Origin of the sequence: Pseudomonas sp. ADAK7 (assembly GCF_012935675.1) — a bacterium.
Lineage (GTDB): Bacteria > Pseudomonadota > Gammaproteobacteria > Pseudomonadales > Pseudomonadaceae > Aquipseudomonas.
This window is the reverse complement of the sequence record NZ_CP052861.1, coordinates 3,341,539-3,366,225: the sequence shown is the minus strand read 5'-3', so window position 1 is coordinate 3,366,225 and position 24,687 is coordinate 3,341,539. Positions and strand designations below refer to the sequence as shown.

At 60.4% G+C, this 24,687-nt stretch carries 29 protein-coding genes; 10 read left to right on the top strand and 19 right to left on the bottom strand.

Annotation, left to right across the window (positions count from 1 at the left end; all coding sequences use genetic code 11):
* Positions 1-2: 2 nt before the first annotated feature.
* Genes HKK53_RS15720 through HKK53_RS15710 form a run of 3 tightly spaced genes read right to left on the bottom strand, consistent with a single transcriptional unit; the run spans position 3 to position 3,404 of the window.
* Entirely contained in the window at positions 3-905 is a 903-nt protein-coding gene (locus HKK53_RS15720; protein WP_169371584.1) for an acyltransferase, read from the bottom strand.
* Positions 906-3,005: a phosphate acetyltransferase gene (gene pta / locus HKK53_RS15715; RefSeq protein WP_169371583.1), complete on the bottom strand. Its 2,100-nt coding sequence runs from the start codon at positions 3,003-3,005 to the stop codon at positions 906-908.
* A 60-nt stretch (positions 3,006-3,065) separates the two neighbouring features.
* Positions 3,066-3,404, bottom strand: a complete 339-nt coding sequence (locus HKK53_RS15710; protein WP_169371582.1) for a DUF3565 domain-containing protein — start codon at positions 3,402-3,404, stop codon at positions 3,066-3,068.
* Here HKK53_RS15710 and HKK53_RS15705 point away from each other — a divergent pair.
* The 3 genes from HKK53_RS15705 to HKK53_RS15695 all read left to right on the top strand — a co-directional run bounded on the left by HKK53_RS15705 (position 3,373) and on the right by HKK53_RS15695 (position 5,754).
* Positions 3,373-3,858, top strand: coding sequence for an FKBP-type peptidyl-prolyl cis-trans isomerase (locus tag HKK53_RS15705; RefSeq protein ID WP_008150718.1), 486 nt, complete (start codon positions 3,373-3,375; stop codon positions 3,856-3,858). The genes HKK53_RS15710 and HKK53_RS15705 overlap by 32 nt on opposite strands.
* A gap of 123 nt (positions 3,859-3,981) precedes the next feature.
* A complete protein-coding gene (locus tag HKK53_RS15700) occupies positions 3,982-4,464 on the top strand; it encodes a glutathione peroxidase (protein WP_169371581.1) in 483 nt (160 codons plus the stop codon).
* A gap of 186 nt (positions 4,465-4,650) precedes the next feature.
* Positions 4,651-5,754, top strand: coding sequence for an NADH:flavin oxidoreductase (locus HKK53_RS15695; RefSeq protein ID WP_169371580.1), 1,104 nt, complete (start codon positions 4,651-4,653; stop codon positions 5,752-5,754).
* 115 nt (positions 5,755-5,869) lie between these two features.
* On the opposite strand, the gene HKK53_RS15690 is transcribed toward HKK53_RS15695, so the two are convergent.
* Positions 5,870-7,069: a glycosyltransferase family 4 protein gene (locus HKK53_RS15690; RefSeq protein ID WP_169371579.1), complete on the bottom strand. Its 1,200-nt coding sequence runs from the start codon at positions 7,067-7,069 to the stop codon at positions 5,870-5,872.
* A gap of 29 nt (positions 7,070-7,098) precedes the next feature.
* Positions 7,099-7,860, bottom strand: a complete 762-nt coding sequence (gene cysZ / locus HKK53_RS15685; RefSeq protein WP_169371578.1) for a sulfate transporter CysZ — start codon at positions 7,858-7,860, stop codon at positions 7,099-7,101.
* 315 nt (positions 7,861-8,175) lie between these two features.
* Between cysZ and trxB the strand changes: the two genes are divergently transcribed.
* Positions 8,176-9,138, top strand: coding sequence for a thioredoxin-disulfide reductase (trxB, locus tag HKK53_RS15680; protein WP_133838567.1), 963 nt, complete (start codon positions 8,176-8,178; stop codon positions 9,136-9,138).
* Between the two features lie 59 nt (positions 9,139-9,197).
* Here the strand turns inward: trxB and HKK53_RS15675 are convergent, their stop codons facing one another.
* The 11 genes from HKK53_RS15675 to HKK53_RS15625 form a co-directional block, all read right to left on the bottom strand.
* A complete protein-coding gene (locus HKK53_RS15675; protein WP_169371577.1) occupies positions 9,198-10,481 on the bottom strand; it encodes an NAD(P)/FAD-dependent oxidoreductase in 1,284 nt (427 codons plus the stop codon).
* A gap of 65 nt (positions 10,482-10,546) precedes the next feature.
* Positions 10,547-11,380: a transporter substrate-binding domain-containing protein gene (locus HKK53_RS15670; protein WP_169371576.1), complete on the bottom strand. Its 834-nt coding sequence runs from the start codon at positions 11,378-11,380 to the stop codon at positions 10,547-10,549.
* A gap of 45 nt (positions 11,381-11,425) precedes the next feature.
* Positions 11,426-12,154, bottom strand: coding sequence for an amino acid ABC transporter ATP-binding protein (locus tag HKK53_RS15665; RefSeq protein WP_169374247.1), 729 nt, complete (start codon positions 12,152-12,154; stop codon positions 11,426-11,428).
* Positions 12,155-12,214: 60 nt separating this feature from the next.
* Entirely contained in the window at positions 12,215-13,189 is a 975-nt protein-coding gene (locus HKK53_RS15660; protein WP_169371575.1) for an amino acid ABC transporter permease, read from the bottom strand.
* A gap of 131 nt (positions 13,190-13,320) precedes the next feature.
* The gene (locus HKK53_RS15655; protein WP_169371574.1) at positions 13,321-14,571 is read right to left on the bottom strand and encodes a 2-aminoadipate transaminase; all 1,251 of its coding nucleotides are present in this window, start codon (positions 14,569-14,571) and stop codon (positions 13,321-13,323) included.
* A 196-nt stretch (positions 14,572-14,767) separates the two neighbouring features.
* Entirely contained in the window at positions 14,768-15,106 is a 339-nt protein-coding gene (locus tag HKK53_RS15650; RefSeq protein ID WP_163908458.1) for a HopJ type III effector protein, read from the bottom strand.
* Positions 15,099-15,395 (bottom strand): DUF1244 domain-containing protein, encoded by a 297-nt coding sequence (locus tag HKK53_RS15645; protein ID WP_017336573.1) that lies wholly within the window; start codon positions 15,393-15,395, stop codon positions 15,099-15,101. The genes HKK53_RS15650 and HKK53_RS15645 overlap by 8 nt, the downstream gene beginning before the upstream one ends.
* 68 nt (positions 15,396-15,463) lie before the next feature.
* On the bottom strand, positions 15,464-15,835 hold the full coding sequence (gene folX / locus HKK53_RS15640) for a dihydroneopterin triphosphate 2'-epimerase (protein WP_133838572.1): 372 nt from the start codon (positions 15,833-15,835) through the stop codon (positions 15,464-15,466).
* A gap of 2 nt (positions 15,836-15,837) precedes the next feature.
* Entirely contained in the window at positions 15,838-16,413 is a 576-nt protein-coding gene (gene folE, locus HKK53_RS15635) for a GTP cyclohydrolase I FolE (protein WP_169371573.1), read from the bottom strand.
* A gap of 21 nt (positions 16,414-16,434) precedes the next feature.
* A complete protein-coding gene (folM, locus tag HKK53_RS15630) occupies positions 16,435-17,145 on the bottom strand; it encodes a dihydromonapterin reductase (protein WP_169371572.1) in 711 nt (236 codons plus the stop codon).
* Positions 17,146-17,300: 155 nt separating this feature from the next.
* Positions 17,301-17,870: an antibiotic biosynthesis monooxygenase gene (locus HKK53_RS15625; RefSeq protein WP_169371571.1), complete on the bottom strand. Its 570-nt coding sequence runs from the start codon at positions 17,868-17,870 to the stop codon at positions 17,301-17,303.
* A gap of 212 nt (positions 17,871-18,082) precedes the next feature.
* Here HKK53_RS15625 and HKK53_RS15620 point away from each other — a divergent pair, with 212 nt between their 5' ends.
* Complete coding sequence (locus HKK53_RS15620; RefSeq protein ID WP_169371570.1) at positions 18,083-19,042, top strand: MerR family transcriptional regulator; 960 nt, start codon at positions 18,083-18,085, stop codon at positions 19,040-19,042.
* A gap of 3 nt (positions 19,043-19,045) precedes the next feature.
* On the opposite strand, the gene HKK53_RS15615 is transcribed toward HKK53_RS15620, so the two are convergent.
* A complete protein-coding gene (locus HKK53_RS15615; protein ID WP_169371569.1) occupies positions 19,046-19,651 on the bottom strand; it encodes a hypothetical protein in 606 nt (201 codons plus the stop codon).
* A 54-nt stretch (positions 19,652-19,705) separates the two neighbouring features.
* Positions 19,706-20,182, bottom strand: a complete 477-nt coding sequence (locus HKK53_RS15610; protein WP_169371568.1) for a PAS domain-containing protein — start codon at positions 20,180-20,182, stop codon at positions 19,706-19,708.
* 151 nt (positions 20,183-20,333) lie between these two features.
* Here HKK53_RS15610 and HKK53_RS15605 point away from each other — a divergent pair, with 151 nt between their 5' ends.
* Entirely contained in the window at positions 20,334-20,789 is a 456-nt protein-coding gene (locus HKK53_RS15605; protein ID WP_169371567.1) for a flavodoxin, read from the top strand.
* On the opposite strand, the gene HKK53_RS15600 is transcribed toward HKK53_RS15605, so the two are convergent.
* Positions 20,770-21,666 (bottom strand): LysR family transcriptional regulator, encoded by an 897-nt coding sequence (locus HKK53_RS15600; protein ID WP_169371566.1) that lies wholly within the window; start codon positions 21,664-21,666, stop codon positions 20,770-20,772. The genes HKK53_RS15605 and HKK53_RS15600 overlap by 20 nt on opposite strands.
* 96 nt (positions 21,667-21,762) lie before the next feature.
* Between HKK53_RS15600 and HKK53_RS15595 the strand changes: the two genes are divergently transcribed.
* From HKK53_RS15595 to HKK53_RS15580, 4 genes are all read left to right on the top strand, one after another.
* A complete protein-coding gene (locus tag HKK53_RS15595; protein WP_169371565.1) occupies positions 21,763-22,149 on the top strand; it encodes a CidA/LrgA family protein in 387 nt (128 codons plus the stop codon).
* Positions 22,139-22,825, top strand: coding sequence for an LrgB family protein (locus HKK53_RS15590; RefSeq protein ID WP_169371564.1), 687 nt, complete (start codon positions 22,139-22,141; stop codon positions 22,823-22,825). The genes HKK53_RS15595 and HKK53_RS15590 overlap by 11 nt, the downstream gene beginning before the upstream one ends.
* Before the next feature lie 133 nt (positions 22,826-22,958).
* Positions 22,959-23,741, top strand: coding sequence for a class II aldolase/adducin family protein (locus HKK53_RS15585; RefSeq protein WP_169371563.1), 783 nt, complete (start codon positions 22,959-22,961; stop codon positions 23,739-23,741).
* The gene (locus HKK53_RS15580) at positions 23,741-24,643 is read left to right on the top strand and encodes an alpha/beta fold hydrolase (protein WP_169371562.1); all 903 of its coding nucleotides are present in this window, start codon (positions 23,741-23,743) and stop codon (positions 24,641-24,643) included. The genes HKK53_RS15585 and HKK53_RS15580 overlap by 1 nt, the downstream gene beginning before the upstream one ends.
* Positions 24,644-24,687: the final 44 nt, after the last annotated feature.

Here is a 24,687-nt window from a genome sequence, read left to right as displayed (position 1 = left end):
GATTACTTCGCCGGATACTCCCGATGCATCTGCGCCAGCAACGCATCCTTGTCTTCCCACAGCTGATTGATCCAGCCCTGAAACTGCAAGCGGTACTCGCCGTCCTGATCGTAGTTCTTGCCAATAAACTGAGGCGGAATCTTCAGCTCCTGGAAATGCACCACCACGTCCTTCACGTTCCCACAGAGCAGATCCCAATAACCTGGGCGGCCAGCGGGGTAGTGAATGGTCACGTTGACGATGGACTCAAGCTGTTCCCCCATCGCATCCAGAACAAACGCAATGCCGCCGGCCTTGGGCTTGAGCAGATGCTTGAACGGCGATTTCTGCTGCGCATGCTTACCCTCGGTAAACCGCGTGCCTTCGACGAAGTTGAAAATCCCCACTGAGCTATTGCGGAACTTGTCGCAAGTCTTGCGGGTGGTTTCCAGGTCTTTGCCTTTCTTCTCCGGGTGCTTTTCCAGATAGGCCTTGGAGTAACGCTTCATGAACGGAAAACCGAGCGCCCACCAGGCCAGGCCAATCACCGGGACCCAGATCAGCTCTTGCTTGAGAAAGAATTTCAGCGGCTGGATACGGCGGTTGAGCACGTATTGCAGGACCATGATGTCGACCCAGCTCTGGTGGTTGCTGGTGATCAGGTACGAGTGCTGATAGTCCAGCCCTTCAAGGCCGCTGAGATGCCAGCGAGTGCGGCAAACCAGGTTCATCCAGGCCTTGTTGTTGCTGATCCAGGCTTCATGGGTGTGGCTCATCAGCCAGCGGGTGAAACGCTGGGTCAGGGCGAAGGGCAGCACTTTGAACAGCGCCACGATGAACAGGAACGAGCACAGCAAAATCGTGTTCAGGGCCAACAGCAGCGAGGCGATGACGCCGCGTACGGGGGCAGGGAGGAAAGCCAGCATTTAAAGATCCATAGGTCGGTTGGCAGCTTGAATCGCGGTCAACGCGATGGTGTAGACGATGTCATCGACTTGCGCGCCGCGCGGCAGGTCGTTCACCGGTTTGCGCAAGCCTTGCAGCATCGGGCCGAGGCTGACGCAATCGGCGCTGCGCTGCACGGCTTTGTGAGTGGTGTTGCCGGTGTTCAGGTCGGGGAACACAAACACCGTGGCGCGACCGGCCACCTGACTGTTCGGCGCCAGTTGCCGGGCCACGGTTTCGTTGGCGGCGGCGTCGTACTGCAACGGGCCGTCGATCAGCAGCGAGTTCTGTTGTTCGTGGGCGAGCAACGTCGCTTCACGGACTTTCTCGACTTCTTCGCCGCTGGCAGATTCACCGCTGGAGTAACTGATCATCGCTACGCGTGGAGTGATGCCGAACGCGGCGGCCGAGTCGGCGCTTTGCAGCGCAATCTCGGCCAGTTCGCTGGCGCTCGGGTGCGGGTTCATCACGCAGTCGCCGTAGACCAGCACTTCCTCGGGGAAGAGCATGAAGAACACCGACGACACCAGGGTGCAGCCCGGCGCCGTTTTAATCAGCTGCAGGGCCGGGCGGATGGTGTTGGCGGTGGAGTGAATGACCCCGGACACCAGGCCATCGACTTCATCCAGCGCCAGCATCATGGTGCCGATCACCACGGTGTCTTCCAGTTGCTGCTCGGCCATCGGCGCGTTGAGGCTTTTGCTCTTGCGCAGGGCCACCATTGGTTCGATGTAGTTACCGCGAATCAGGTCCGGGTCGAGAATCTCCAGGCCCGGCGGCAACTCGATGCCTTGGGCGCGGGCGACGGCTTCGACGTCGGCCGGTTTGGCCAGCAACACGCATCGGGCGATGCCGCGCGCCTGACAGATCGCCGCGGCTTGCACGGTCAGCGGCTCGCTGCCTTCGGGCAAGACGATGCGTTTGTTGGCGGCCTGGGCGCGCTGGATCAATTGATAGCGGAAAACCGCCGGTGACAGGCGCATTTCCCGTGGCGTGCCGCAACGCTGGTGCAGCCATTTGGCGTCGAGGTGGCTGGCGACGAAGTCGGTGATGATCTCCGCTCGCTCGCGATCATCGATCGGGATTTCCTTGTTCAGGCCATTCAACTGGTTGGCGGTGTCGTAGGAGCCGGTGCTCACCGACAACACCGGCAGGCCGGCCTGCAAGGCGCCGCGACAGAGGTCCATGATCCGTGGGTCGGGCAGGGTGTCGCTGGTCAGCAACAGGCCGGCCAGGGGCACGCCGTTCATGGCGGCGAGGCTGACGGCGAGGATGATGTCGTCACGGTCGCCGGGAGTCACCACCAGCACGCCGGGCTTGAGCAGTTCCACGGTGTTGCGCATGGTGCGGGCGCAGATGATGATTTTGGTCATGCGCCGGGTTTCGTAGTCGCCGGCATTGAGAATCTGCGCGCCCATCAGGTCCGCCACGTCGCGGGTGCGCGGTGCATTCAGTTCCGGCTGGAATGGGATGCAGCCGAGCAGGCGGAAATCGCCGGTACGCAGCAACGGCGAATGCTCCTTCAGGCGCGAGGCGAAGGCCTCCATGCTTTCGTCGGTCTTGACCTTGTTGAGGATCACGCCGAGGACTTTCGGGTCTTTTGGCCCGCCGAACAATTGCGCCTGCAATTCCACCCGGCCGGACAGTTCGGTCAGGGCTTCGCTTTCCGGTGCCGAGACCAGGATCACGTCGGCATCGAGGCTTTTGGCCAAGTGCAGATTGACCCGTGCGGCGTAGCTGGCACTGCGGGTCGGGACCATGCCTTCGACCACCAGCACGTCTTTGCCGACGGCCGCTTGCTGATAGAGGGTGATGATTTCTTCGAGCAATTCGTCCAGCTGTCCGTCGCCAAGCATGCGCTCCACGTGGGCCAGGCCCAGGGGTTGCGGCGGCTTGAGGCCGTGAGTGCGCGCCACCAGTTCAGTGGAGCGCTCAGGGCCGGTGTCGCCCGGATGCGGCTGGGCAATCGGTTTGAAAAAGCCGACTTTGAGGCCGGCTCGCTCAAGGGTGCGCACCAGCCCGAGGCTGATGGAGGTCAGACCCACACCAAAATCGGTGGGCGCGATAAAAAAAGTTTGCATGCGAATTCTCTGGAGGTGCATGGCAGTGGTGATCATCTATAACTGACGATCTACCGAAATTCAGTCGCCAAGGTTATCGCTAACCGAGCCTTGTGCGCACCAACCGCAATCAAAGGGCTGGCCTATTTTTTCAATACGCTGCACCGGGTCCTGGACCCAGGCCCGGGATTGCCATGGCGGCTGATGGCGCAGGTTTTGGGTGTGGCCACAGGAAAGCTCGGCGACCCAATGGCCGTCCTCGTCCTGATGGAAGCCTGTGACCGTTGAGGGTTTCATGGCAATCCGTCTGTCCGGGTTGTGTTCGCTTTCGGGCGATTGCTTCGCTAAACTGGGTCTTTCTATATTCTTCTGCAAAAGGTCTCGCCCCATGCTGATCGCCGCCAATAAGGCTGTCTCCATCGACTATACCCTGACCAACGACGCTGGTGAGGTCATCGACAGCTCCGCCGGCGGCGCGCCGCTGGTTTACCTGCAAGGCGCAGGTAACATCATCCCGGGCCTGGAAAAAGCTCTGGAAGGCAAAACCGTCGGTGACGAACTGACCGTCGCCGTTGAACCTGAAGATGCCTACGGCGAATACGCTGCCGAACTGGTCAGCACCCTGAGCCGCAGCATGTTCGAAGGCGTCGACGAACTGGAAGTGGGCATGCAGTTCCACGCTTCCGCGCCGGACGGCCAGATGCAAATTGTCACCATCCGCGACCTGGACGGCGACGACGTCACCGTCGACGGCAACCACCCGTTGGCCGGTCAGCGCCTGAATTTCCAGGTCAAGATCATCGACATCCGTGACGCCAGCCAGGAAGAAATCGCTCATGGTCACGTCCATGGCGAAGGTGGCCATCACCACTGATTTTCTGCGCTAAGCTCAGAGAACTGGAGAGGCGCCCGAGGGCGCCTTTTTTAGTCCGCGGCTGTCCCAGGCGACGCCGCCAAGTGGCTGTTTCGAGAAGAACACGGGAATTTGGAGTTCGTCATGAGTGCTTTCCACGACCTTAAATTGACAGCCCTGGATGGTCAGGAGCTACCTCTGGCGCCCTTCAAGGGGCAAGTCGTGCTGGTGGTCAACGTTGCCTCCAAATGTGGATTGACCCCACAGTACGCGGCACTTGAAAACCTCTATCAGCAATTCAAGGATAAAGGTTTCAGCGTGCTGGGCTTGCCGTGCAACCAGTTTGCCGGACAGGAACCGGGCACCGAGCAAGAGATCCAGGAATTCTGCAGCCTCAACTATGGCGTGAGCTTTCCGTTGTCCAGCAAGTTGGAAGTCAACGGTCATGAGCGTCATCAGCTGTACCGTTTGCTGGCAGGCGAGGGCGCGGAGTTTCCGGGGGACATCACCTGGAACTTCGAGAAATTCCTGCTCGGTAAGGACGGCCGCGTACTGGCGCGTTTTTCGCCGCGCACCGCACCGGATGATCCGACGATTGTTCATGCGATTGAAAAAGCGCTGAGCTGATTCCGCAAGATCAAAAGATCGCAGCCTTCGGCAGCTCCTATGGGTGTTCACATTCCCGCGTAGGAGCTGCCGAAGGCTGCGATCTTTTGCTTTTGACTCTTAATCACCCAAATCAATAGTGCTGTTCAAGCCTTGCGACTCTCCATATTATCGCCGTCATAAAGTCATGTCCCCGTGGAGCGTCCCATGCCTGTCAAAGCCCTGTTCAAACCGTTCCACCTCGGCAGCCTCGAACTGCCGACCCGCGTCGTCATGGCGCCGATGACTCGTTCTTTCTCCCCGGGCGGCGTACCGAACTCCAAAGTGATCGAGTACTACCGCCGCCGCGCCGCTGGTGGCGTGGGCCTGATCATCACCGAAGGCACCACCGTCGGCCACAAGGCCTCCAACGGCTACCCGAACGTGCCGCATTTCTACGGTGAAGCCGCGCTGGCCGGCTGGAAGAAAGTCGTCGACGCCGTACACGCCGAAGGCGGCAAGATCGTTCCGCAGCTGTGGCACGTGGGCAGTGTGCGTCGCATCGGCACTGAGCCGGATGCCAGCGTTCCGGGTTACGGCCCATCGGAAAAATTGAAGGACGGTCAGGTCGTGGTTCACGGCATGACCAAACAGGATATCCAGGACGTGATCGCTGCGTTCGCGCAGTCTGCCAAAGACGCGCAAAGCATCGGCATGGACGGCGTGGAAATCCACGGCGCCCACGGCTATCTGGTGGACCAGTTCTTCTGGGAAGGCACCAACCAGCGCACCGACGAATATGGCGGCAGCCTGGCTAACCGTTCGCGTTTCGCCATCGAATTGATCCAGGCCGTGCGTGCGGCGGTGGGCGAAGGCTTCCCGATCATCTTCCGTTTCTCCCAGTGGAAGCAGCAGGACTACACCGCGCGTCTGGTACAAACCCCGGAAGCGTTGGGCGAATTTCTCAAGCCGTTGTCCGACGCCGGCGTGGACATTTTCCACTGCTCGACGCGGCGTTTCTGGGAGCCGGAGTTCGACGGTTCCGAACTCAACCTGGCTGGCTGGACCCGCAAGCTCACCGGCAAGCCGACCATCACCGTGGGCAGCGTTGGCCTGGATGGCGAGTTCCTGCAGTTCATGGTCAACACCGACAAGGTCGCTCAACCGGCCAGTCTGGAAAAACTGCTGGAGCGTTTGAATAACGATGAGTTCGACCTGGTGGCCGTAGGTCGTGCGCTGCTGGTGGACCCGGACTGGGCGCAGAAAGTGCGCGATGGTCGGGAGGAAGACATCCTGCCGTTCAGCCGTGAGGCGTTGATGACGCTGGTTTAAGCCGCGACTGGAAGGGCCTCTTCGCGGGCAAGCCTCGCTCCTACAGGATTGATGTCGATCACAACCTATCGACACAACTCAACCCGGTAGGAGCAAGGCTTGCCCGCGATGCTTTTCACGGCAATAAAGGTGCACCAGGCAATGGTTGCTCTTGCACACAAGCCCCGCGCAACTGCCCCTCAAACTGCTCGATAATCGCCGCCCACCCCTGACGACTCGCATGCTGGCGCGCATTCAGCCGCACGCAACGCAAGGTTTCCCGTTCCTCCAGCAACCACCGCGCCGCCTCGCAGAACGCCTCCTCATCCCCCGGCATCGCCAATACGCCGTTGTAGCCATGGCGAATGTGCTGACCCGCAGCCGCCATATCGTAGGCCACCACGCCCAGCCCCGAGGCCAGCGCCTCAAGCACCACATTGCCGAAGGTCTCGGTCAGGCTCGGAAACAGAAAGACATCCCCTGATGCATAGTGACTGGCCAAGGCTTCGCCGCGCTGTGAACCGCAGAAGATCGCCTCGGGCAAGGTCTTCTCCAACGCCACCCGCAGCGGCCCGTCGCCGACCACGATCAGCTTCAGGTTTCGCTGTGGATAAGTGTTTTTCAGTGCGTCGAAGCTGCGCTTGAGCAAGCCCAGGTTTTTCTCCGGTGCCAGGCGTCCGACATGGATCACGGCAATGTCATCGTCAGCCAGACCCCACTGCTCACGCAGTGCGTCGAGGCGTTTGGCCGGGTGAAACAGTTGGCTGTCGACACCCCGGGACAACAGCGCCAGGCGCTCGAACTGCCGACGTTCCAGCTCCAGACGCTGACTGATGCTGGGCACCAGGGTGAGGGTCGAGCGGTTGTGAAACCAGCGCAGGTAGTGGGTCAACAGCCGCGTCAGCAGGCCGAGCCCGTACTGGCTCGAGTACTGCTGGAAGTTGGTGTGAAAGCCGCTGACCACCGAAATCCCCAGGCGCCGCGCGGCACGCAAGGCCGACAACCCCAACGGCCCTTCAGTGGCGATGTACAGCACGTCGGGGCGATGGCGTTTCCAGCGCCGCAGCAACTTGTGCATCGACGACTGACCCCACTGCAACCCCGGATAACCCGGCAGCGGCCAGCCGCGGCACAGCAGCAATGCGTCGTCACTGCCCAACTGCCGATCACTGCCCTGGCGCGGTCGAACCAGCTCGACCTGATGCCCGCGCGCGCGCAATCCATCGCACAAGCGGCCAAGGGTATGGGCCACGCCATTGATTTCAGGAGGGAAGGTTTCGGTGATCAGGGTGATATGCAGAGCTGTCGTCATGACCTCAGTGTCGGCTGAGGCCATGTCGTCATTGTGTCAGTGCGATGATGGATTTATGACGCCGCGCGCTGGGGCACCAGGTTTTCCGCGCCACGTTCACGCACCCAGAACAGCGTCGCACCCGCCACGGCGGCCGGCATCATCAGGATGTTGACCACGGGAATCAGCAGCACCAGATAGACGATCCCGCCAAAACTCATGCTCTGCCAGCGCTTCTGGCGCAGCCAGGCGAGCATCTCGTTCCAGCCGAGTTTGTGGTTGTCCGCCGGGTAGTCGATGTACTGGATCGCCATCATCCATACGCCGAACAGCAGCCACAACGGCGCCGCGATGATGTTGACCACCGGGATGAACGAGAGAATGAACAGGCCGAGCGCCCGCGGCAGGAAGTAGCCGAGTTTGCGCATTTCCCGGGCCAGGGTCCGGGGGATCATTTCGATCAGCTCGCCCCAACTGAAGGCCGGGAAATCGTCGGTGCCACGCACCACCACTTCGACCTTTTCCGCGAGAAAGCCGTTGAACGGCGCGGCGATGACGTTGGCGAGCATGGTGAAGGTGAAGAACACCATGAATCCCACCAGCACCACGAAAATCGGCCAGAGGATGTAGCTGAGGAAACTCAGCCAGTCGGGCAGGGATGGCATCAGCGTATCGACCCACATGCTGAACTGATGCCCAGCGAGATAAATCAATCCGACGAACAGCACCAGGTTGATTGCCAGCGGCAACAGGACGAACAAACGCAGGCCCGGACTCAGGACCAGCTTGAGGCCTTCGCGCAGGTATTGCGGGCCGGACAGAACAGGGGCGGGCATAGCGTGCTCCGAGCAAGGGGTAAACGCGCCGACCTTACCGGCTTTGCCTCACAGGCGAAAGCGCGGTCGCAGCATCGACATTCACTGTAACAAAGGCGTCTATAAAATCACCGCATCGGGATAGAGACCGCCTATGAGCTGGATTGTTAAACCGTATTTCCTTAATCTTCGCCCCCTCGATACGCTGCACCCATTCTTTTTACAGGACTGTCGAGCTCAAGCCTTCCCCAAGTGCTTTCAACAGTCCTTTTTTATTCCCGCCGGCAACCCGGCGTTCCGCGCCAGGTAATCCGGGCCGGTCAACAGGAGCAGGTCATGTCTGAAGTCCGTCATTCGCGAGTGATTATTCTTGGTTCCGGCCCTGCCGGTTACAGCGCCGCAGTCTATGCCGCCCGTGCCAACCTCAAGCCACTGCTGATCACTGGCATGCAGGCTGGCGGTCAACTGACCACCACCACCGAAGTCGACAACTGGCCGGGCGACGTCCACGGCCTGACCGGCCCGGCGCTGATGGAGCGGATGAAAGAGCACGCCGAACGCTTTGAAACCGAGATCGTCTTCGATCACATCAATGCCGTGGACTTCGCCGCCAAGCCGTACACCCTGACCGGCGACAGCGCGACCTACACCTGCGACGCCCTGATCATCGCCACCGGCGCCAGCGCTCGTTACCTGGGCCTGCCGTCGGAAGAAGCGTTCATGGGCAAAGGCGTTTCGGCCTGCGCGACCTGCGATGGTTTCTTCTATCGCAACAAGCCAGTGGCTGTGGTTGGTGGCGGTAACACTGCCGTTGAAGAAGCGCTGTACCTGGCCAACATCGCCAGCACCGTGACCCTGATCCACCGTCGCGAAACGTTCCGCGCCGAGAAGATCCTGATCGACAAGCTCAACGCCCGGGTTGCCGAAGGCAAGATCATCCTCAAGTTGAACTCGAACCTGGACGAAGTCCTGGGCGACAACATGGGCGTGACCGGTGCTCGCCTGAAGAACAACGACGGCAGCTTTGACGAACTGACCGTGGACGGCGTGTTCATCGCCATCGGCCACACCCCGAACACGTCGCTGTTCGAAGGCCAACTGACGTTGAAAGACGGCTACCTGGTGGTGCATGGCGGCCGTGAAGGCAACGCCACTGCCACCAACCTGGAAGGTATCTTCGCCGCCGGCGACGTGGCGGACCACGTTTACCGCCAGGCCATCACCTCGGCCGGCGCTGGTTGCATGGCGGCACTGGATGCCGAGCGCTACCTCGACGACCTGCAGAACGCCAAGTTCTGAGAACGTTGAAATGAAAAAACCGGCCTCGGCCGGTTTTTTTGTGCCCACAGAAAATGTGGTCAGCCGCGCAACCGCTCCTGAACAAAATCCATGACCTTCAACGACTGATAGATCGCATTGGCAGCAATCTTCCCGAACGGGCCACCGTTCCAGTCCAGCAGATACGGCTTGAACAGCTCATACCGCGCACTTTCTCCGCACACCGCTTCAGCGATCACCCGGCCGCCAATGGAGCCGGTGTTCAAGCCGTGTCCACCAAATGAAGTGCAGGCCCATACACCCGGCTCCAGCAGTCCCAGGTTAGGCATTTTATTGGTGGAGTAGCCCATCAGGCCGGACCAGGCCAGGTCAATCTTGACCGCAGCCAATTGTGGATAGACCGAGACCATGTCGGCCTTGAGCATCGCCGCCAGGGCTTTTTCATCCTGTTCGTTGCGGGTGGTGATGCGCCCGCCCCAGAGCAGGCGATCGCCTTCGACCACGCGGTAATAGTCCGAAGCGCGGCGGTCATCGGAGAACGCGGCGCCGGAGTCGAGGACGTTCTTGATCCCGTCGCCCAGGTGTTCGGTCAGCACCACGTACGTGGCGATGGGCAGGTAGGCGCGGCTGAGCTTCTGCAATTCCGGGCCGCCGTAGCCGCCGGCGCAGAACACCAGGTCCTGGCAGCATACGGTGCCGTGAGCGGTTCGGACGATTTTGTCGGCGCCCTGGTGCTGCCAGGCGAGCATTTTCGAGTGTTCGAAAATCCGTCCCCCCGCCGCTTCGATGGCGAGGGCCAGGCCCAGGCAATAATTCAAGGGGTGGAAATGCAGGGCGTTGGGGTCTTCGACACCCTGGAAGTAACGCAGGGTGTGCGCCCGTTCGCGCACCTGGGCGGTGTCGAGAAAATTGAGTTCATAGCCGAAGTCCCGGCGCATGGTCTCGATGTGGTTTTTCACTTCGGCGCCGTCGTCGTAACGCTTGACCCGAATGGTACCGGCGGACGGCGCGCACCCGGCTAGAGCCAGTTCGGTGATGTTGTCGCGGACGATCTCCACGCCTTCGGCCGACATCCAGAACAACGCCTTGGTCTGTTCCAACCCGAGTTTTTTGCGGATCGCGCCGGAGCCTTCCGCCCAGCCCGGCGAGACCACGCCGCCATTGCGCCCGGACGCGCCCCAGGCCACTTGGTTGGCTTCGAGGATGATCACCCGTTTGCCGCGCCGGGTCAGTTCCAGGGCGGCCGTGAGGCCGGCGATACCGGCGCCGATGATGCAGACGTCGCAGGTTTCATCACTGTTCAATGCTGGCCTGGCTGCGCGCGGCAGCGAGGTTTGGGAGTACCAGGTGGTTGGAAAGGACATGTTCAATCCTTGAAGAATTGTTTTTTGCGGGAGCGAGCCTGCTCGCTCCCGCAGGGTTCAGGCGATTACTTGATGGTCGAATAATCGACGCCGTACCACTTGTCAGAGAGCTTGGTCAGCGTGCCGTCCTTGTGCATCGCGCCCACGATTTCACTGAGTTTGGCGCTCAGCTCCGGGTCACCCTTGTCGGTGGCAATGGCCAGTGGTTCGTAGAACGCCACGGCGTTGTCGGCGGCGCGCAGCGGGTAGCCTTTCTTGACGGCCGCGTCCAGGGTGCTGCGTTGGGTGAGGATCGCATCCAGCCGCGTGCCGTCGCCCAGGCGTAGATCGTCCAGCGGGCCGACGGAGCCGGAGTAGGTCTTCATTTTTTCGGTTTTGACGTCATACACCACCGGCGGCACGTCTGTGGTTTCAATGGCCAGCGCCTGGCTCAAATAGTCCTCGGACGTGGTGCCGCCTTCGACGCCGATGGTTTTGCCGTTCAGCGCTTTGTGGTCGGTGACTTTGGATTTGTCGTGCACGGCAAAGACGTAGGGCACGTAGTAATAGGTGCCGGGGAAATCGAGGATGCGCGAGCGACTCTTGGTGGCGGTCATCGAGCCCACGGACACGTCCCAGCGTCCGTTCCACTTACCGGCGGTGATCACGTCCCAGTCCGGCGTGATGAACTTGACTGCGACCCCGAGGCGCTTGGCGATCTCTTTGGAGACGTCGATATCGAAACCGTCGATTTCATTCTTGTCGTTGATGAAACCCTGGGGTGGCCAGGTCGCCGAGGTCGCGACGGTCAGGGTCTTGCTGCTCTCGATCTTGTCCAGGACCGCGCCGGCATTGGCGGCGCCGACGAACAACAGCGACAGGGTGGCAGCGAGGGTCAGTGCATGTTTTCTACTGAGCATGTTTATCTCCACTTTTCGTTTTTGTTATGCGGGGTAAAGCCGTTCTCAGTGACCGATGATTTGCGAGAGGAATTTCTGCGCGCGTTCGGTCTGGGGGTTGTTGAAAAAATCGGCCGGGGTGGCTTGTTCGATGACCTGGCCCTGGTCCATGAACAGCACGCGGTCGGCGACTTTGCTGGCAAAACCCATTTCGTGGGTCACGCAAATCATGGTCATGCCGTCGGTGGCCAGTTCGCCCATGACGTCGAGCACTTCGTGGACCATTTCCGGGTCCAGCGCCGAGGTCGGCTCATCGAACAGCATCACTTTTGGGTTCATGCACAGCGCCCGGGCAATCGCTACGCGCTGTTGCTGGCCGCCGGACAATTGCGACGGATATTTGTGGGCGTGCTCGGCAATCCGCACGCGCTCGAGGTAAACCAGCGCGCGTTTTTTAGCCTCGGCGGACGACACGCCTTGCACCAATTGCGGCGCCAGGGTCAGGTTGTCCATCACGCTTAGGTGCGGGAACAGGTTGAAGCTCTGGAACACCATGCCGATTTCCCGGCGCACCGCGCTGACACTTTCCGCCTCGCTGGTGAGGGTGATGCCGTTGACCTGGATGTGGCCTTTCTGGAAGTTTTCCAGGTGATTGATGCAGCGGATCATCGTCGATTTGCCCGAACCCGACGGCCCGCACACCACGAGGATTTCCCCGGCGGCCACGTTCAGGTCGACGTCACGCAAGGCGTGAAAATTGCCGTACCACTTGTTCAGGCCGGTGATCGAAATCATGGAAGGGCTGGTCTGCGCGGCAGGGGCCAGGTCGAGTCGCTCGGCGGTAGTCATCTTGGATCAACCTCTCGCAGTGGATCGGTTGACCCGTTTTTCGATTCGCGCCTGCACCCGTTCGAGGATGAACGACAGCGCCCAGTAAATCATTGCGGCAGTGATTAGCATTTCCAGGTGGCGGAAGTCCGCGCGGCCCTGGGTCTTGGCCAGGTACATCAGTTCCCAGACGCCGATCACCGACACCAGCGAACTGTCCTTGAGCATGGCGATGAACTGGTTGCCGGTGGGCGGGATGATCACCCGCAAGGCTTGCGGCATGATCACCCGGCTCAGGGTTTTGAACGGACTGATGCCCAGCGCCCGCGAGGCTTCCCATTGGCCCACCGGAATGCTCTGGATCCCCGCGCGGAAAATCTCGGTCATGTAGGCGCCGTAGCACAGCGACAACGCAAGGATGCCAGCCGGCACCGCATCGACCACATAACCGAGTTGCGGCAGCCCGAGGTAAATCAGGTAGATCTGGATCAGCAGCGGCACGCCGCGAAAGAACGAGGTGTAGAACGAGGCGATGGCATTCGCCAAGCCATTGTTCGACAGCTTGGCCACTGCGCCGATCAGCGCCAGCACAAAGGCAATCACGATGGCGACGGCGGAGATGTACAGCGTGGTGGCCGCGCCCTGGATGATCAGGAAGCCGATCTTGTCGAGAATAAAGCTGTAGGAGAGGTTGAAGGTGTCGAAGAAGGCGAGGAACAGAATCAGCAGTTCGATCCACACGACGGTGGTTTGCACCTTGAACTTCAAGCGCCCAAGGACGTGGAAGTTCAGCGTGCCGAGCACGGCGATCAGCAATCCAATGGCGATATTGCGCGCGGTCAGGCTGTCGGGGGCATCGCCCAGCAGCGGTTGCAGAAAGTGACTCAGGGCGCTGTTGCCCAGGTTCATCAGGTACGCGCCGAGGAACAACACCACGGCGACGCCAAGCAGGAATTGAGGATCATTGGACTTTTTTTTATAAATTATATTGTCGTGATACATGAATGCCTCGGCTTGTAGGTGGTTACGGTCTCGCTAGATAAAAGGGGTAGTCGGGCAGTATTGCGACGCTAAATCCAGGACCACAAGCGAACATAATTCGCTATGTCAGTCCCGGATCGCAGTTTGCGTTGTCAGGAAAGCTTGGCCAGGCAGGCCTCGAAGATGTCCAGGCCTTCCTCCAGCACCGCCGCTTCAGTGGTCAGCGGTGCCAGCAGCCGAATGATGTTGCGCGACTTGCCGCTGGGCATCAGCAGCAAACCCGCATCGCGCGCCAGGGCCAGCAACTGGGTCAATTGCGCTGAGGCCGGTGTGCCGTCGACGTTGAGCAGTTCGATACCGCGCATCGCCCCGACACCGGTCAGGCGGCCAAGAAACGGGAAAAGCTTGCTGGCACGCCAGGCTTCGTAACGGCTGACGATGGCTTCTTCCTGTTGCGAGCCCCAGGCGTGCAGGTTCGCATCCGTCATCTCGTCCAGGGTTGCCAGGGCCGCAGCGCAGGCGATCGGGTTGCCGGAATAGGTGCCACCGAGTCCGCCCTTGGGCAAGGTGTCGAGCAGTGCCTTGCGCCCGGCTACCGCGCCGAGCGGCATACCGCCGGCGATGCTTTTGGCGAGCAGGATCAGATCCGGTTCAATGCCCAGGCGCGAGAAGGCAAACCGCTCACCGGTACGACCGAAACCGGACTGGATTTCATCGGCGATCAGCAGGATGTTTTTCTCATCACAGAAGCGCCGCAACGCCTGGGCAAACTCCACGTCCATTGCCAGGAAGCCTGCTTCGCCCTGCACGGGTTCGACGATAAAACACGCCACGTCATTCACGTCGATCTCGACGCTGAACAGCCGCTCCATCGCCTTCAACGCCTCGGCGCAGGTCACGCCGTTGTCCTTGCTCGGGAAGGGCAGGTGATAGACCGGACCCGGCAGCACGCCGACTTTCTGTTTGTAGGGCGCGACCTTGCCGTTGAGGTTGAGGGTCGCAAGAGTGCGACCGTGAAAGGCGCCATCAAAGGCAATCACGGCTGTACGGCCAGTGGCACCGCGAACGATTTTCAGGGCGTTTTCCGCCGCTTCCGCGCCGCTGTTGGTGAGCATGCCGCTGACCGGGTAATCCACCGGGATAAAGGTGCAGAGGCGATCCATCAGTTCGAGGTAAGGCCCATGCGGGGCGGCGTTGAACGCGTAGTGGGTCAGCCGGGTGGCTTGTTCGCGAATGGCTTCGACGATGCGCGGATGGCAATGGCCGAGGTTCAGCACGCCGATGCCGCCGACGAAGTCGATGTAGCGTTTGCCCTCGGTATCCCAGACCTCGGCGTTTTTGCCGTGGCTGAGCGTGACGGGATGAACGACGTTGATCGACTGGCTGATGGTTTCGCTGCTCATGGATACCTGACTCGGAAGAAGGGTTGCTTCTTTTTATCTAAGCCGCGAGCAGAGGGGGCCGGCAAACGAAATAAAGTCGCCGGGTCAATCTTAAAAGTCGGGATGTGTTGCGCCCCTTGTAGGAGCACGGCTTGCCGGCGATGGCGTTCTTGAGATCGCCATCGCGGGCAAGCCTCGCTCCTACAGGAAAAAGCGTTTAGCGGCGAGTCAGGGGCTGTTGGGTGAATTTCACACCGGCCAATCCATGGGCAATCAACGCGCGGATATTGCCGTGATCGCTGCCTTCCGGCGTGGCGACAACCGAACGGTAATGCTCGCCAAATGCCAACAGCGCTTCTTCATCGCTCAAGCCTTCCAGCAACGCCAGACCGAGGGTCTTGCACGAACCTTCATTCTGCCCGGCAGCGTTTTCCACGCCACCGTTGTTGAAGGCTTGCGGCTGGTAATCGTAGCCGGCGGCGATGAATGCCAGGGTATCGGCGAAAGCATGTTCGCCGCTGTTGAGGCTGGCGCGCAGGGTGTTCAAATCACTCATTGGGTTTTCCTTTGGCGAACGCCGCTTGTTGTTCGGCGCTGGCTTCTTGCTGGTATTGGGCTTTCCACTCGGCGTAAGGCATGCCGTAAACCACTTCGCGGGCGTCGTCGAGGCTGACCTCGATCTGGCGTTCGTCGGCGGCGGCCTTGTACCACTTGGACAGGCAGTTGCGGCAGAAACCCGAGAGGTTCATCAGGTCGATGTTCTGCACATCCTTGCGGCTGTCCAGGTGCGCGACCAGCCGGCGGAAGGCGGCGGCTTCAAGTTCCAGGCGTTGTTGATCGTTCATGGCGGGCTCTGTGCAATCAAATCGTGGCGCGGATGATAAAAGCCTGACGCCTAATGCGCCAGACGCGCTTAGCGGCTCGCCGCGAGGGTGATCGACACCGACTCGGCAAATCGCAAAGCGTGGGGTTTGTCGACTTCCACTTCGGCGTACAACACCGACTCGTTGACCATGACCAGATCGAGGATTTCCTGGGTCAGGCGTTCGAGCAGGGCAAAGCGATTGCCTTCCACGTGGGCGATGATCGCCTTGGTGATGGTGCGGTAGTTCAGCGCGTGATCGATGTCGTTGTCGCGCACCGCGTCTTGCGCCGCGTAGAGGATGGTCAGGTTGATCAACACATCCTGCTTGTTGAGGATTTCGTCCTCGTTGATGCCGATGAAGGTGCGCAGGCACAGGTCCTTGACCCGGATGCGCGCCATTCCTGGTTGAAGTTGTGGCATTGCTACTTGCTCCGTCCAATCAATTGCAGGAACTCCTGGCGGGTGTTGCTCGACTCGCGGAAGGCGCCGAGCATCACCGAGGTGTTCATGGTCGAATTCTGTTTCTCGACACCGCGCATCATCATGCACATGTGTTTGGCCTCGATCACCACGGCGACCCCGGCGGCGTCCGTGACGTGCTGCACCGCGTCGGCGATCTGCCGGGTGAGGTTTTCCTGAATCTGCAGGCGACGGGCGAACATGTCCACCAGCCGTGCAATCTTCGACAGGCCCAACACTTTGCCCGTCGGAATATAAGCCACATGCGCCTTGCCGATGAAGGGCAGCATGTGGTGTTCGCACAGCGAATAGAGCTCGATGTCGGCGACGATGATCATCTCGTCGGTATCGGACGAAAACAGCGCACCGTTGACGATTTCCTCGACAGTTTGCTCATAGCCATGACACAGGTATTGCATGGCCTTGGCCGCGCGCATCGGGGTGTCTTGCAGGCCTTCGCGGTCGGGGTTTTCACCGAGGCCGATGAGGATGTCGCGGTAGCTCTGGGATAAGGCGTTCTGAGGCAGGGATAACGTCATGAAATATCCTCGCGGGGCGGCTTATTTGACGTGCCGTCCGCCGTTGACGGTCAGGGTCGTGCCGGTGACATAAGGGTTGTCGAGCAGATAGCGCAGGCTCTGGTAGATCACTTCGCTGCCGGGCTCGATGCCCAGCGCGGACTTGGCCAGGGCCTTGGCACGGTACGCCGCGTCGTCGTCGGGATTGAACAATAGCAGGGCTGGGGCGATGCCGTTGACCTTGATCGCCGGCGCATATTTCGCGGCGAAGGACAGGGTCAGGCTGTCGAGCCCGGCTTTGCTGGCGCAATAACCGATATGTTGGCTGCTGCCCTTGCGGGTTACGTCGTCACTGATGTGCACGATGTCGGCCGGGCTCGAGCGTTCGAGCAAGTCAGCGCAGTGCAGGTTGATCAGGTAGGGCGCGAGCATGTGCACGCTGAACATTCGGGTAAAGGCCTGGGCATCGGTGTCCGGGGTTTCGGTCAGCCATTCCGACGCGTTATGCACAATCGCCCGCAGGCTGTCGGTGTGGGTCTTGAGTTCGCCGATGAACGCGAGGATCCCGGCTTCGCTGGCGAAGTCCGCGAACACCGCTATTGCGCCGAGATCGCGCAACACCTGCACGCCGGGGCGTTCGCGGCGGTAGCTGAAGATCACCCGGTGACCGTCTTCGAGCAAACGCTGCGCACAATGCAGGCCGACTCGTTGGCCGGCACCGGTGATGAGGATGGGAGCTGCGGAAGAGGTCATGAACGGCTCGCGTCGCGGTTAGAGCAAAACTATACCAGCGACAAAGCGTGTGGTGGCTTTTGTAAGAGCGAGGCTTGCCCGCGAAGAAGACGCCGCCGGTCTATCTGTCAAACCGTGTCATCGTTCTTCGCGGGCAAGCCTCGCTCCTACAGGGGTTACGGATTTTGGGTGGTGGGCGCGACGGGAATTGGCCGCGTCGGCGTGCTGTGCAGCCAGTTGGCCAGCAAACGGGTCGACAGCGGAATAAAGAAATAGACCATCAATGGCGTCAGGCACAGGGTGCTGACCAGTACCCGAGGCAGCAGGCTCATTTCGCCGAGCAACGGCCCCAGGACAAAATTGAACAGCAGGGAAACCGGAAAGAACGCCAGCCAGATCGCCACCGCCTGTTTCCAGCGCGGCGGGCGATTCCCGGCAGCACCGAACCAGCCTTCGATGCCGCTGACCCGATGTTCGGTCGGGTGGGCGAACAAGTCGCTGCCGCGTGCCAGCCAGGCGGTGCGCGAGGCGGAATGCTCCCAGGCGTGCAGGGTCTGCTCGTCTGCGAAGCGGAAAATGATCTGGAATTCGTCATCGTCGGGCGGCGGAGCGAGCACGCCAGAACCGAGATAACCGGGAAAGTCGGTGGCCAGTTGTTCGCCTTCACGCAACCAGGCGATCAGGTCCTGATAACGTCCATCGGCAACGCGGCGCGCCACCATCAGCGTGACGGGTGAGGTAGACATTTTGTATCTCCGTATGACAAACGCGTCGCTCCGGGTAGGAGTTTCGCCAGGCGCAGCGCCGGGGTAGTGGGCTGCGTCTTTGGACAAGCAAGGATTATTCCCTAATATGAAAATTACACCAGAGACATTCGTCACCCATCAATAACTTGAATGATTGCGGGGGATAGGCGTTAAATGGGATCCAATTTTACTAATGAACGATCGCCCCCCCAATGCCTGTCCTGACTGACAATGTTCCTGGCTTGCTGCCAACTGCTTCCCTGGAACGGGAAGAGCTGTTTCCGATTCGAGAGGTGGCACGCCTGACGGGTATCAACCCGGTCACATTGCGGGCATGGGAACGTCGTTATGGCCTGATCCAGCCCACGCGCACCGAAAGCGGGCATCGGCTGTACTCAATGGCCGATATCGAGACGGTTCGCAGCATCCTCGGCTGGATTGATCGCGGTGTGGCGGTGAGCAAGGTCGGCAAGATTCTGGCGAAGACCGAACCGCTCAAAACGCTCTCGCACATCATCCCCAATGAACTCGTACTGGCCGACTACGCCCAATGGCAGCAGCAGGTCCGGGCCGCTGTCAGCGCGTTTGACGACGTTCAACTGGAGCGGGTGTACGGGCAGATCTTTTCCAGTTACTCGCTGCCCGTGGTGTTCCAGGACATTCTGATGCCGCTGTGGAAGCAACTGGTGCAGCGCCAGGAAGGCTTCGGCCAGACCAGCGAATGGTTGTTCTTCGATGCGTTCCTGCGATCACGCGTGGCACAGCGCCTGCTGCTGATACGTGATGCCTCGCCGCGCCGGATCGTGGTCAGCGCCTTGGCCGGACAGTGCCATGAACTCGAACTGCTGGTCGCCGCGTTGTTTTTGAGCGGGATGGATTCGGGCGTGCGGGTGCTCACGATTGGCCAACCGTTCGATGAGTTGACCCTGGTCTGTGAAAGAATCCAGCCCCTGGCGCTGGTACTGTTCTCCAATCACGTACCTTCCGCCGAGTTGCCACGACGTTTGAATCGCCTGGCCTTGAGTCTGGATTGCCGGCTGATGCTCGCCGGTGATGCGTCCGACCTGGCGCAGGATAGCCTGGCCGGATCATCGATCGGTTGTCTGGGTAACGAGGGTTTGTTGATGCGACAGCGTCTGAAGCAGTTCCTGGCGGGCAACCTGGATACGTGAGGCTCAGACGTGCAGGGCGGGATGGGTCAGGCGATGTTGCTGGAGAATGAACTGACGCAGGCGTTCGGTTTCGTCCTTGTCGCTCTGGCTCAACTGATAGGCGAAGAAGCCGTGCTCGGTTTCCCGTTCGAACGTGCCGCGCAAGGCGATCCGCTCATAACCTGACGGGCTGAACCACAACGCAAAATGCTTCGGCGGCTTGGTCTTGTTGCGAACTTCCAACAGTACCCCTTTGAACGACACTTCGTGAACCCACATCGCGCCGGGCTGGCCCTTGGCATTCTCCAGTGCAACCGGCTCCTCGAGTGTCAGGCGCCAGGGCCGGACCATTGGCCCGTCTTCAAAAATACTCGGCACGCCCAGGCGCAAATGCAGCGCATGGAACTCGTCCTCCACCAGGTGCAGCGGGAAGGTCATTTGCTGATTTTCGAAGTTGGCCTGGATGGTGACCTGCTCATGGGCCGCGAGGCGCGTGAGCAGATCCCGGATCTGCGATCCACCGTTGACGAGCAGGCTCGACGTTGCATCCCGCACATTGAGCTGCGGGTTGTGCTGCATGGTCTGGATAAAATCCAGCTCATCCTGGGTCAGGAGTGCGTCGCGTTGCATGGCTTGCTCGTAAATAAAAGTTACAAAGTCATCGGTGATTGTAGTTAATGACAATTAATTCGCTGTTTTGTTTTCGCCGTCCGTCGCTTTGAGCGCAGCCAGCTCGGCCTGCAGTTCAGCCACCTGTGCTTCCAATTGCGCCACCCGCTGCTGTGCTTTGACTTGAATGGTCACATCTTTTTGTACACCGACAAAATAGGTTTGTCCGTCACTTTCGTTTTTAACTGTCGAAAGGGACAGTTCATTCCAGAACGGTGTGCCGTCCTTGCGGTAGTTACGCAGGATTTCCCGGCATGAACCGCCGCTGTCCAGCGTTTCGCGAATCAACGCCAGCGCTGCTTGATCCCGATCGCCGGATTGCAGGAAGCGGCAGTCCTGGTAAAGGATTTCTTCGCTGGTGTAACCGGTCATGCGTTCGAAGGCCGGGTTGACGTAAATCAGAATGTCGTCTTGCTCGCCTTCCTTTTCGGCAATCACGATGCCGTCGTTGGAGGCGTTGATCACCATTTGCAGCAGTTGAGCGTTGATCATCAGAGAATCCTTTCCAAGTTGATTGAGCGCAGCATTCTAGAAGAACCCAATGAGCTGTCCACTGGCCATCCGCGCTAATTGAGAGGCAATCGCAGGTTTTTGGCCGGTGCTGTTAATATCGCCGGTCTTTTACAGCTTCAGGAACAGATTGATGAAAGTCGCCATCCTTTCCGGCTCGGTGTACGGCACGGCTGAAGAAGTCGCCCGGCACGCTGCGAATATTTTGAAAGACGCCGGTTTCGAGACCTGGCACAACCCTCGCGCCAGCCTGGCTGACGTCCAGGCATTCGGCCCCGACGCCTTCCTGGCGGTGACGTCGACCACGGGCATGGGCGAACTGCCGGACAACCTGCAACCGTTGTATTCGGTAATTCGTGACCAACTGCCTGCAGCATGGCGTGGTTTGCCCGGCGCGGTGATCGGTCTGGGCGATGCGAGTTATGGCGATACCTTTTGCGGCGGTGGCGAGCAGATGCGCGAACTGTTCGGCGAACTGGGCCTGCGCGAAGTGCTGCCGATGTTGCGCCTGGATGCCAGCGAAAGCGTCACGCCGGAAACCGACGCCGAGCCTTGGCTGGCGGAGCTGGTCACGGCTCTGCGGGGCTGACCGGGCACTCGCGCAACAGCGCGAGCCAGGCTTGGGCGGCCTTTGACAGGTACGCGCCGTCGCGCCAGATAAAGGCAATGTCCCAACGCAGATAGGCCGGCGCATTCAAGGTCAGGCGCACCACGCCTGGCCGCACCAGCCCTCGCGCCACAACACTGGGCAACAGCACCACGCCTTGCCCGGCCGCCACCAGCGCGGCGAGAAAATCCGCCTGGCCGCTGCGACCGCCTTCCTTGGGCGTGAAGCCCATCTGTTGGCAGGCTTGCAGCAAGCGGTCATTGAGCACAAAGCTGCGCTGGTACAGCAGGAACGGCGTGTCAGCCAACTCCTCCAACCCAATCACGGTCTTCGTTGCCAGCGGATGATCGGCCGGCAGCAGGGCGTCCAGCGGTTCATCGCAGAACGGCTGAAACGCGAATTGCGGATCCTTGGGCAGCAGACTGCCACCCAGTTCCAGTTCGCCGCTCAACACCGCTTGCTCGATGTTCCGGCTGCCGCCTTCCAGCAAATGAATGCTGATGTTCGGGTAGCGTCGCCGGTATTCGGCGAACAGCCCGGCGAACAATGCGTCACTGCCCAGCAGCGGCAAACCCAGACGCAACTCGCCGCGGGCCAGTTGGCTCAAGTCATCCAGCTCGCTGAGCAACTCATTGCGCAATCTCAGCATGCCTTCGGCCCGTTGCAGCACCACGCTGCCGGCGGCGGTCAGGCGTAACTGCGAGCCGAGACGTTCGAGCAAAGGGGTTCCGAGGCTTTGCTCAAGCTGGGCGACTTGCTTGCTCACCGCCGATTGGCTGATGTGCAAGGTCTTGGCCGCTTGGGTGAAACCACCCTGATGCATCACTTCGACGAAGCTGCGCAGCTGTTTGAATTCCATTACCGTGATTCCATTTTGGAATGGCTTCGAGTCTAACAATTCGCTTCGGGGATAGCAGCCCACTCCGTAAAATGAGCGCCTGTGAGGACCGAAATCATGAAAACATCCACCGTCAAATACCTTTCCCGACTGATCGCCGAGCTGGCCGTGCTGCTGGCGATCTACCTGCTCGGCTGCCAATTGGCCGCCTGGTTTTCCTGGCCGATTCCGGGTGGCGTGATCGGCATGGCGTTGTTGCTGCTGGCGTTCGCCTGCGGTTGGGTCAAGCCCGCGGCGTTGCAGATGGGCGCCGGGTTGTTGATGGCCGAGATGCTGCTGTTCTTTATTCCTGCTTTGATGAGCCTGCTCGATTACGGCGGCCTGCTGCGCGACGACGGCTGGCGGATTCTGCTGGTGATCGGTGTCAGCACGTTGATGGTGATGTTGGTGACCGCGTTTACCGTGGAGTTGGTCGTCCGTTTGAGGAGGCCCCATGAAGCTTGAGCTGATGCCGATGTTCTGGCTGGCGTTCACGCTGCTGGCCTATTTGTTCAGCCGCTGGATCTATCGGCGCACCGGCCGCTATCTATTGTCGCCGCTGATTCTGGTCCCGGCGCTGTTGCTGGCGCTCGCCGTGCCGCTGCACACGGCCTATGCCGAGTATTCGAGCAACACCCATTGGCTGATGCTGGTCCTGGGCCCGGTCACCGTGGCCTTCGCAGTACCGATCTGGCAGCAGCGGCAGATGCTGGCGCGGCACTGGTCGGCGTTGCTGCTCGGGATGCTGGCGGGCAGCGCGGCGTCTATCGGCAGTTCGTTCGGCCTGGCCAAGGCGCTGGCGCTGGACAGCTCGGTGACGATGTCGCTGGTGCCTCGTTCGATCACCACGCCTTTCGCCATGCCGCTGGCCCACGATCTTGGCGGCGTGCCGGAACTGACTGCAGTGTTCGTGATGTTTACCGGGGTCATCGGGGCGATGCTCGGCGGCGTTCTGCTCAAGTGGCTGCCCCTGCGCAGCGCCCTGGCGCGCGGTGCATTGTTTGGTGTCGGGGCTCACGGCGCCGGAGTCAGTCGGGCCCATGAAGTCGGCGGCGAAGAAGGCTCGGTGGCGGGGCTGGTCATGGTTCTGACAGGGCTGCTGAACCTGTTCGCGGCGCCCTTGTTGGCGTCGGTGCTTTGACATGGATCCAAGGTCATGGCGTCTGTGACTCGCTCGGCCATCAAGCTGGCTGCGAATGCAACTACACGAACTCCGAGGGCTGACTAGACTGCTGACACGTGAGTAAAACTATAAGAAAAGAGAGGTCCTTGCCGTGAGTGTCACCCCCGTCCAATCGTCCAACAGTGTCAAAGACCAGGTCAGTGCCGCCGAGTGGCAGACCCGCGTCGACCTCGCCGCCTGTTATCGCCTGGTCGCCTCACATGGCTGGGATGATCTGATCTTTACCCATATTTCGGCCAAGGTGCCGGGCACCGAAGACTTCCTGATCAACCCGTTCGGGCTGATGTTCCACGAGATCACCGCGTCGAGCCTGGTCAAAGTCGATCAGGCCGGCAACAAGCTGATGGACAGCCCCTACGAGATCAATCCGGCGGGCTACACCATCCACAGCGCCGTGCATGAAGTGCGTCACGACGTGGTCTGCGTGCTGCATACCCACACCGCTGCCGGTGTTGCTGTGTCGGCGCAGAAGCAGGGCATCCTGCCGATCAGCCAGCAGTCGTTGTTCGTGCTCTCGAGCCTGGCGTATCACGCCTACGAAGGGGTGGCGCTGAACCACGAAGAGAAGGCACGGCTGCAAGCCGACCTCGGTGAAAACAATTTCCTGATGCTGCACAACCACGGTCTGCTGACCTGTGGCGCTACCATCGCCGATACTTTTTTGATGATGTTCACCTTCCAGCGCGCCTGCGATATCCAGGTGCTCGCGCAAAACGGTGGTGCCGAACTGATCGCCATCGACCCGCAGATTCTGGCGGGCGCCAAGGCGATGATCGCCGGCGTTACCAAAAGTGCTCAAGGGATGGGTGGCGCGCTGGCTTGGCCGGCGCTGCTGCGCAAACTCGATAAACAAGACCCGGGTTATAAACTCTGATGCCTCTCGCCGAGATCCCGCTGTGTGTCTGGCGCAAACACGGCCAGACGTTCGTATTCCGTGGCCAGGCCATCCGCTATTGGACGGCCGGGCAGGGTGAGCCGCTCCTGCTGATCCACGGTTTTCCAACCGCCAGTTGGGACTGGCATTACCTTTGGCAGCCGCTCGCCCAGCGCTATCGAGTGATCGCCTGCGACATGCTCGGCTTTGGCGATTCGGCCAAACCGGTGAACCACGAATACAGCCTGCTGGAGCAAGCCGATTTGCAGCAGGCCTTGCTGGCGCATCTGAACATCGAGCAGCCGGTGCACCTGCTGGCCCACGATTACGGCGACAGCGTGGCCCAGGAGCTGCTGGCCCGGCATCACGAAGCTCAAGTGAATATCGCCAGTTGCGTGTTCCTCAATGGCGGTCTGTTTCCCGAAACCCATCGCCCGTTGCTGACGCAAAAACTTTTGCTCAGCCCACTGGGCTGGATGATCGGCCGCGCCTTCACCCGTGATGCGCTGGTGAAAAGTTTCCGCCAGATCTTCGGCCCCCAGACCCGACCGACCGAAAGCGAGATGGATGATTTCTGGAGCCTGGTCGACAGCAATCGCGGGCCGCGGATCATGCATAAATTGATCGGCTACATTCCTGAACGGCGGGTCCAGCGCGAGCGCTGGATCGGCGCCATGCAGCGCAACGAAGTGCCGTTGCGGGTGATCGATGGCGAAGTCGATCCGATTTCCGGTGCGCACATGGTCGAGCGTTATCGGGAGCTGATCCCCAACCCCGATACGGTGCTGCTGCCGGGCATTGGTCACTACCCGCAGACCGAGGCGCCGGGGCAGGTGCTCAAGCATTACCTGGAGTTTCGGGATCGGCAGGTTTCGGCGCCGCGCAAGGTGGCGTGTTCGTGACCTTCAATACCTGCATGCCCCAATCCCGTAGGAGCAAAGCTTGC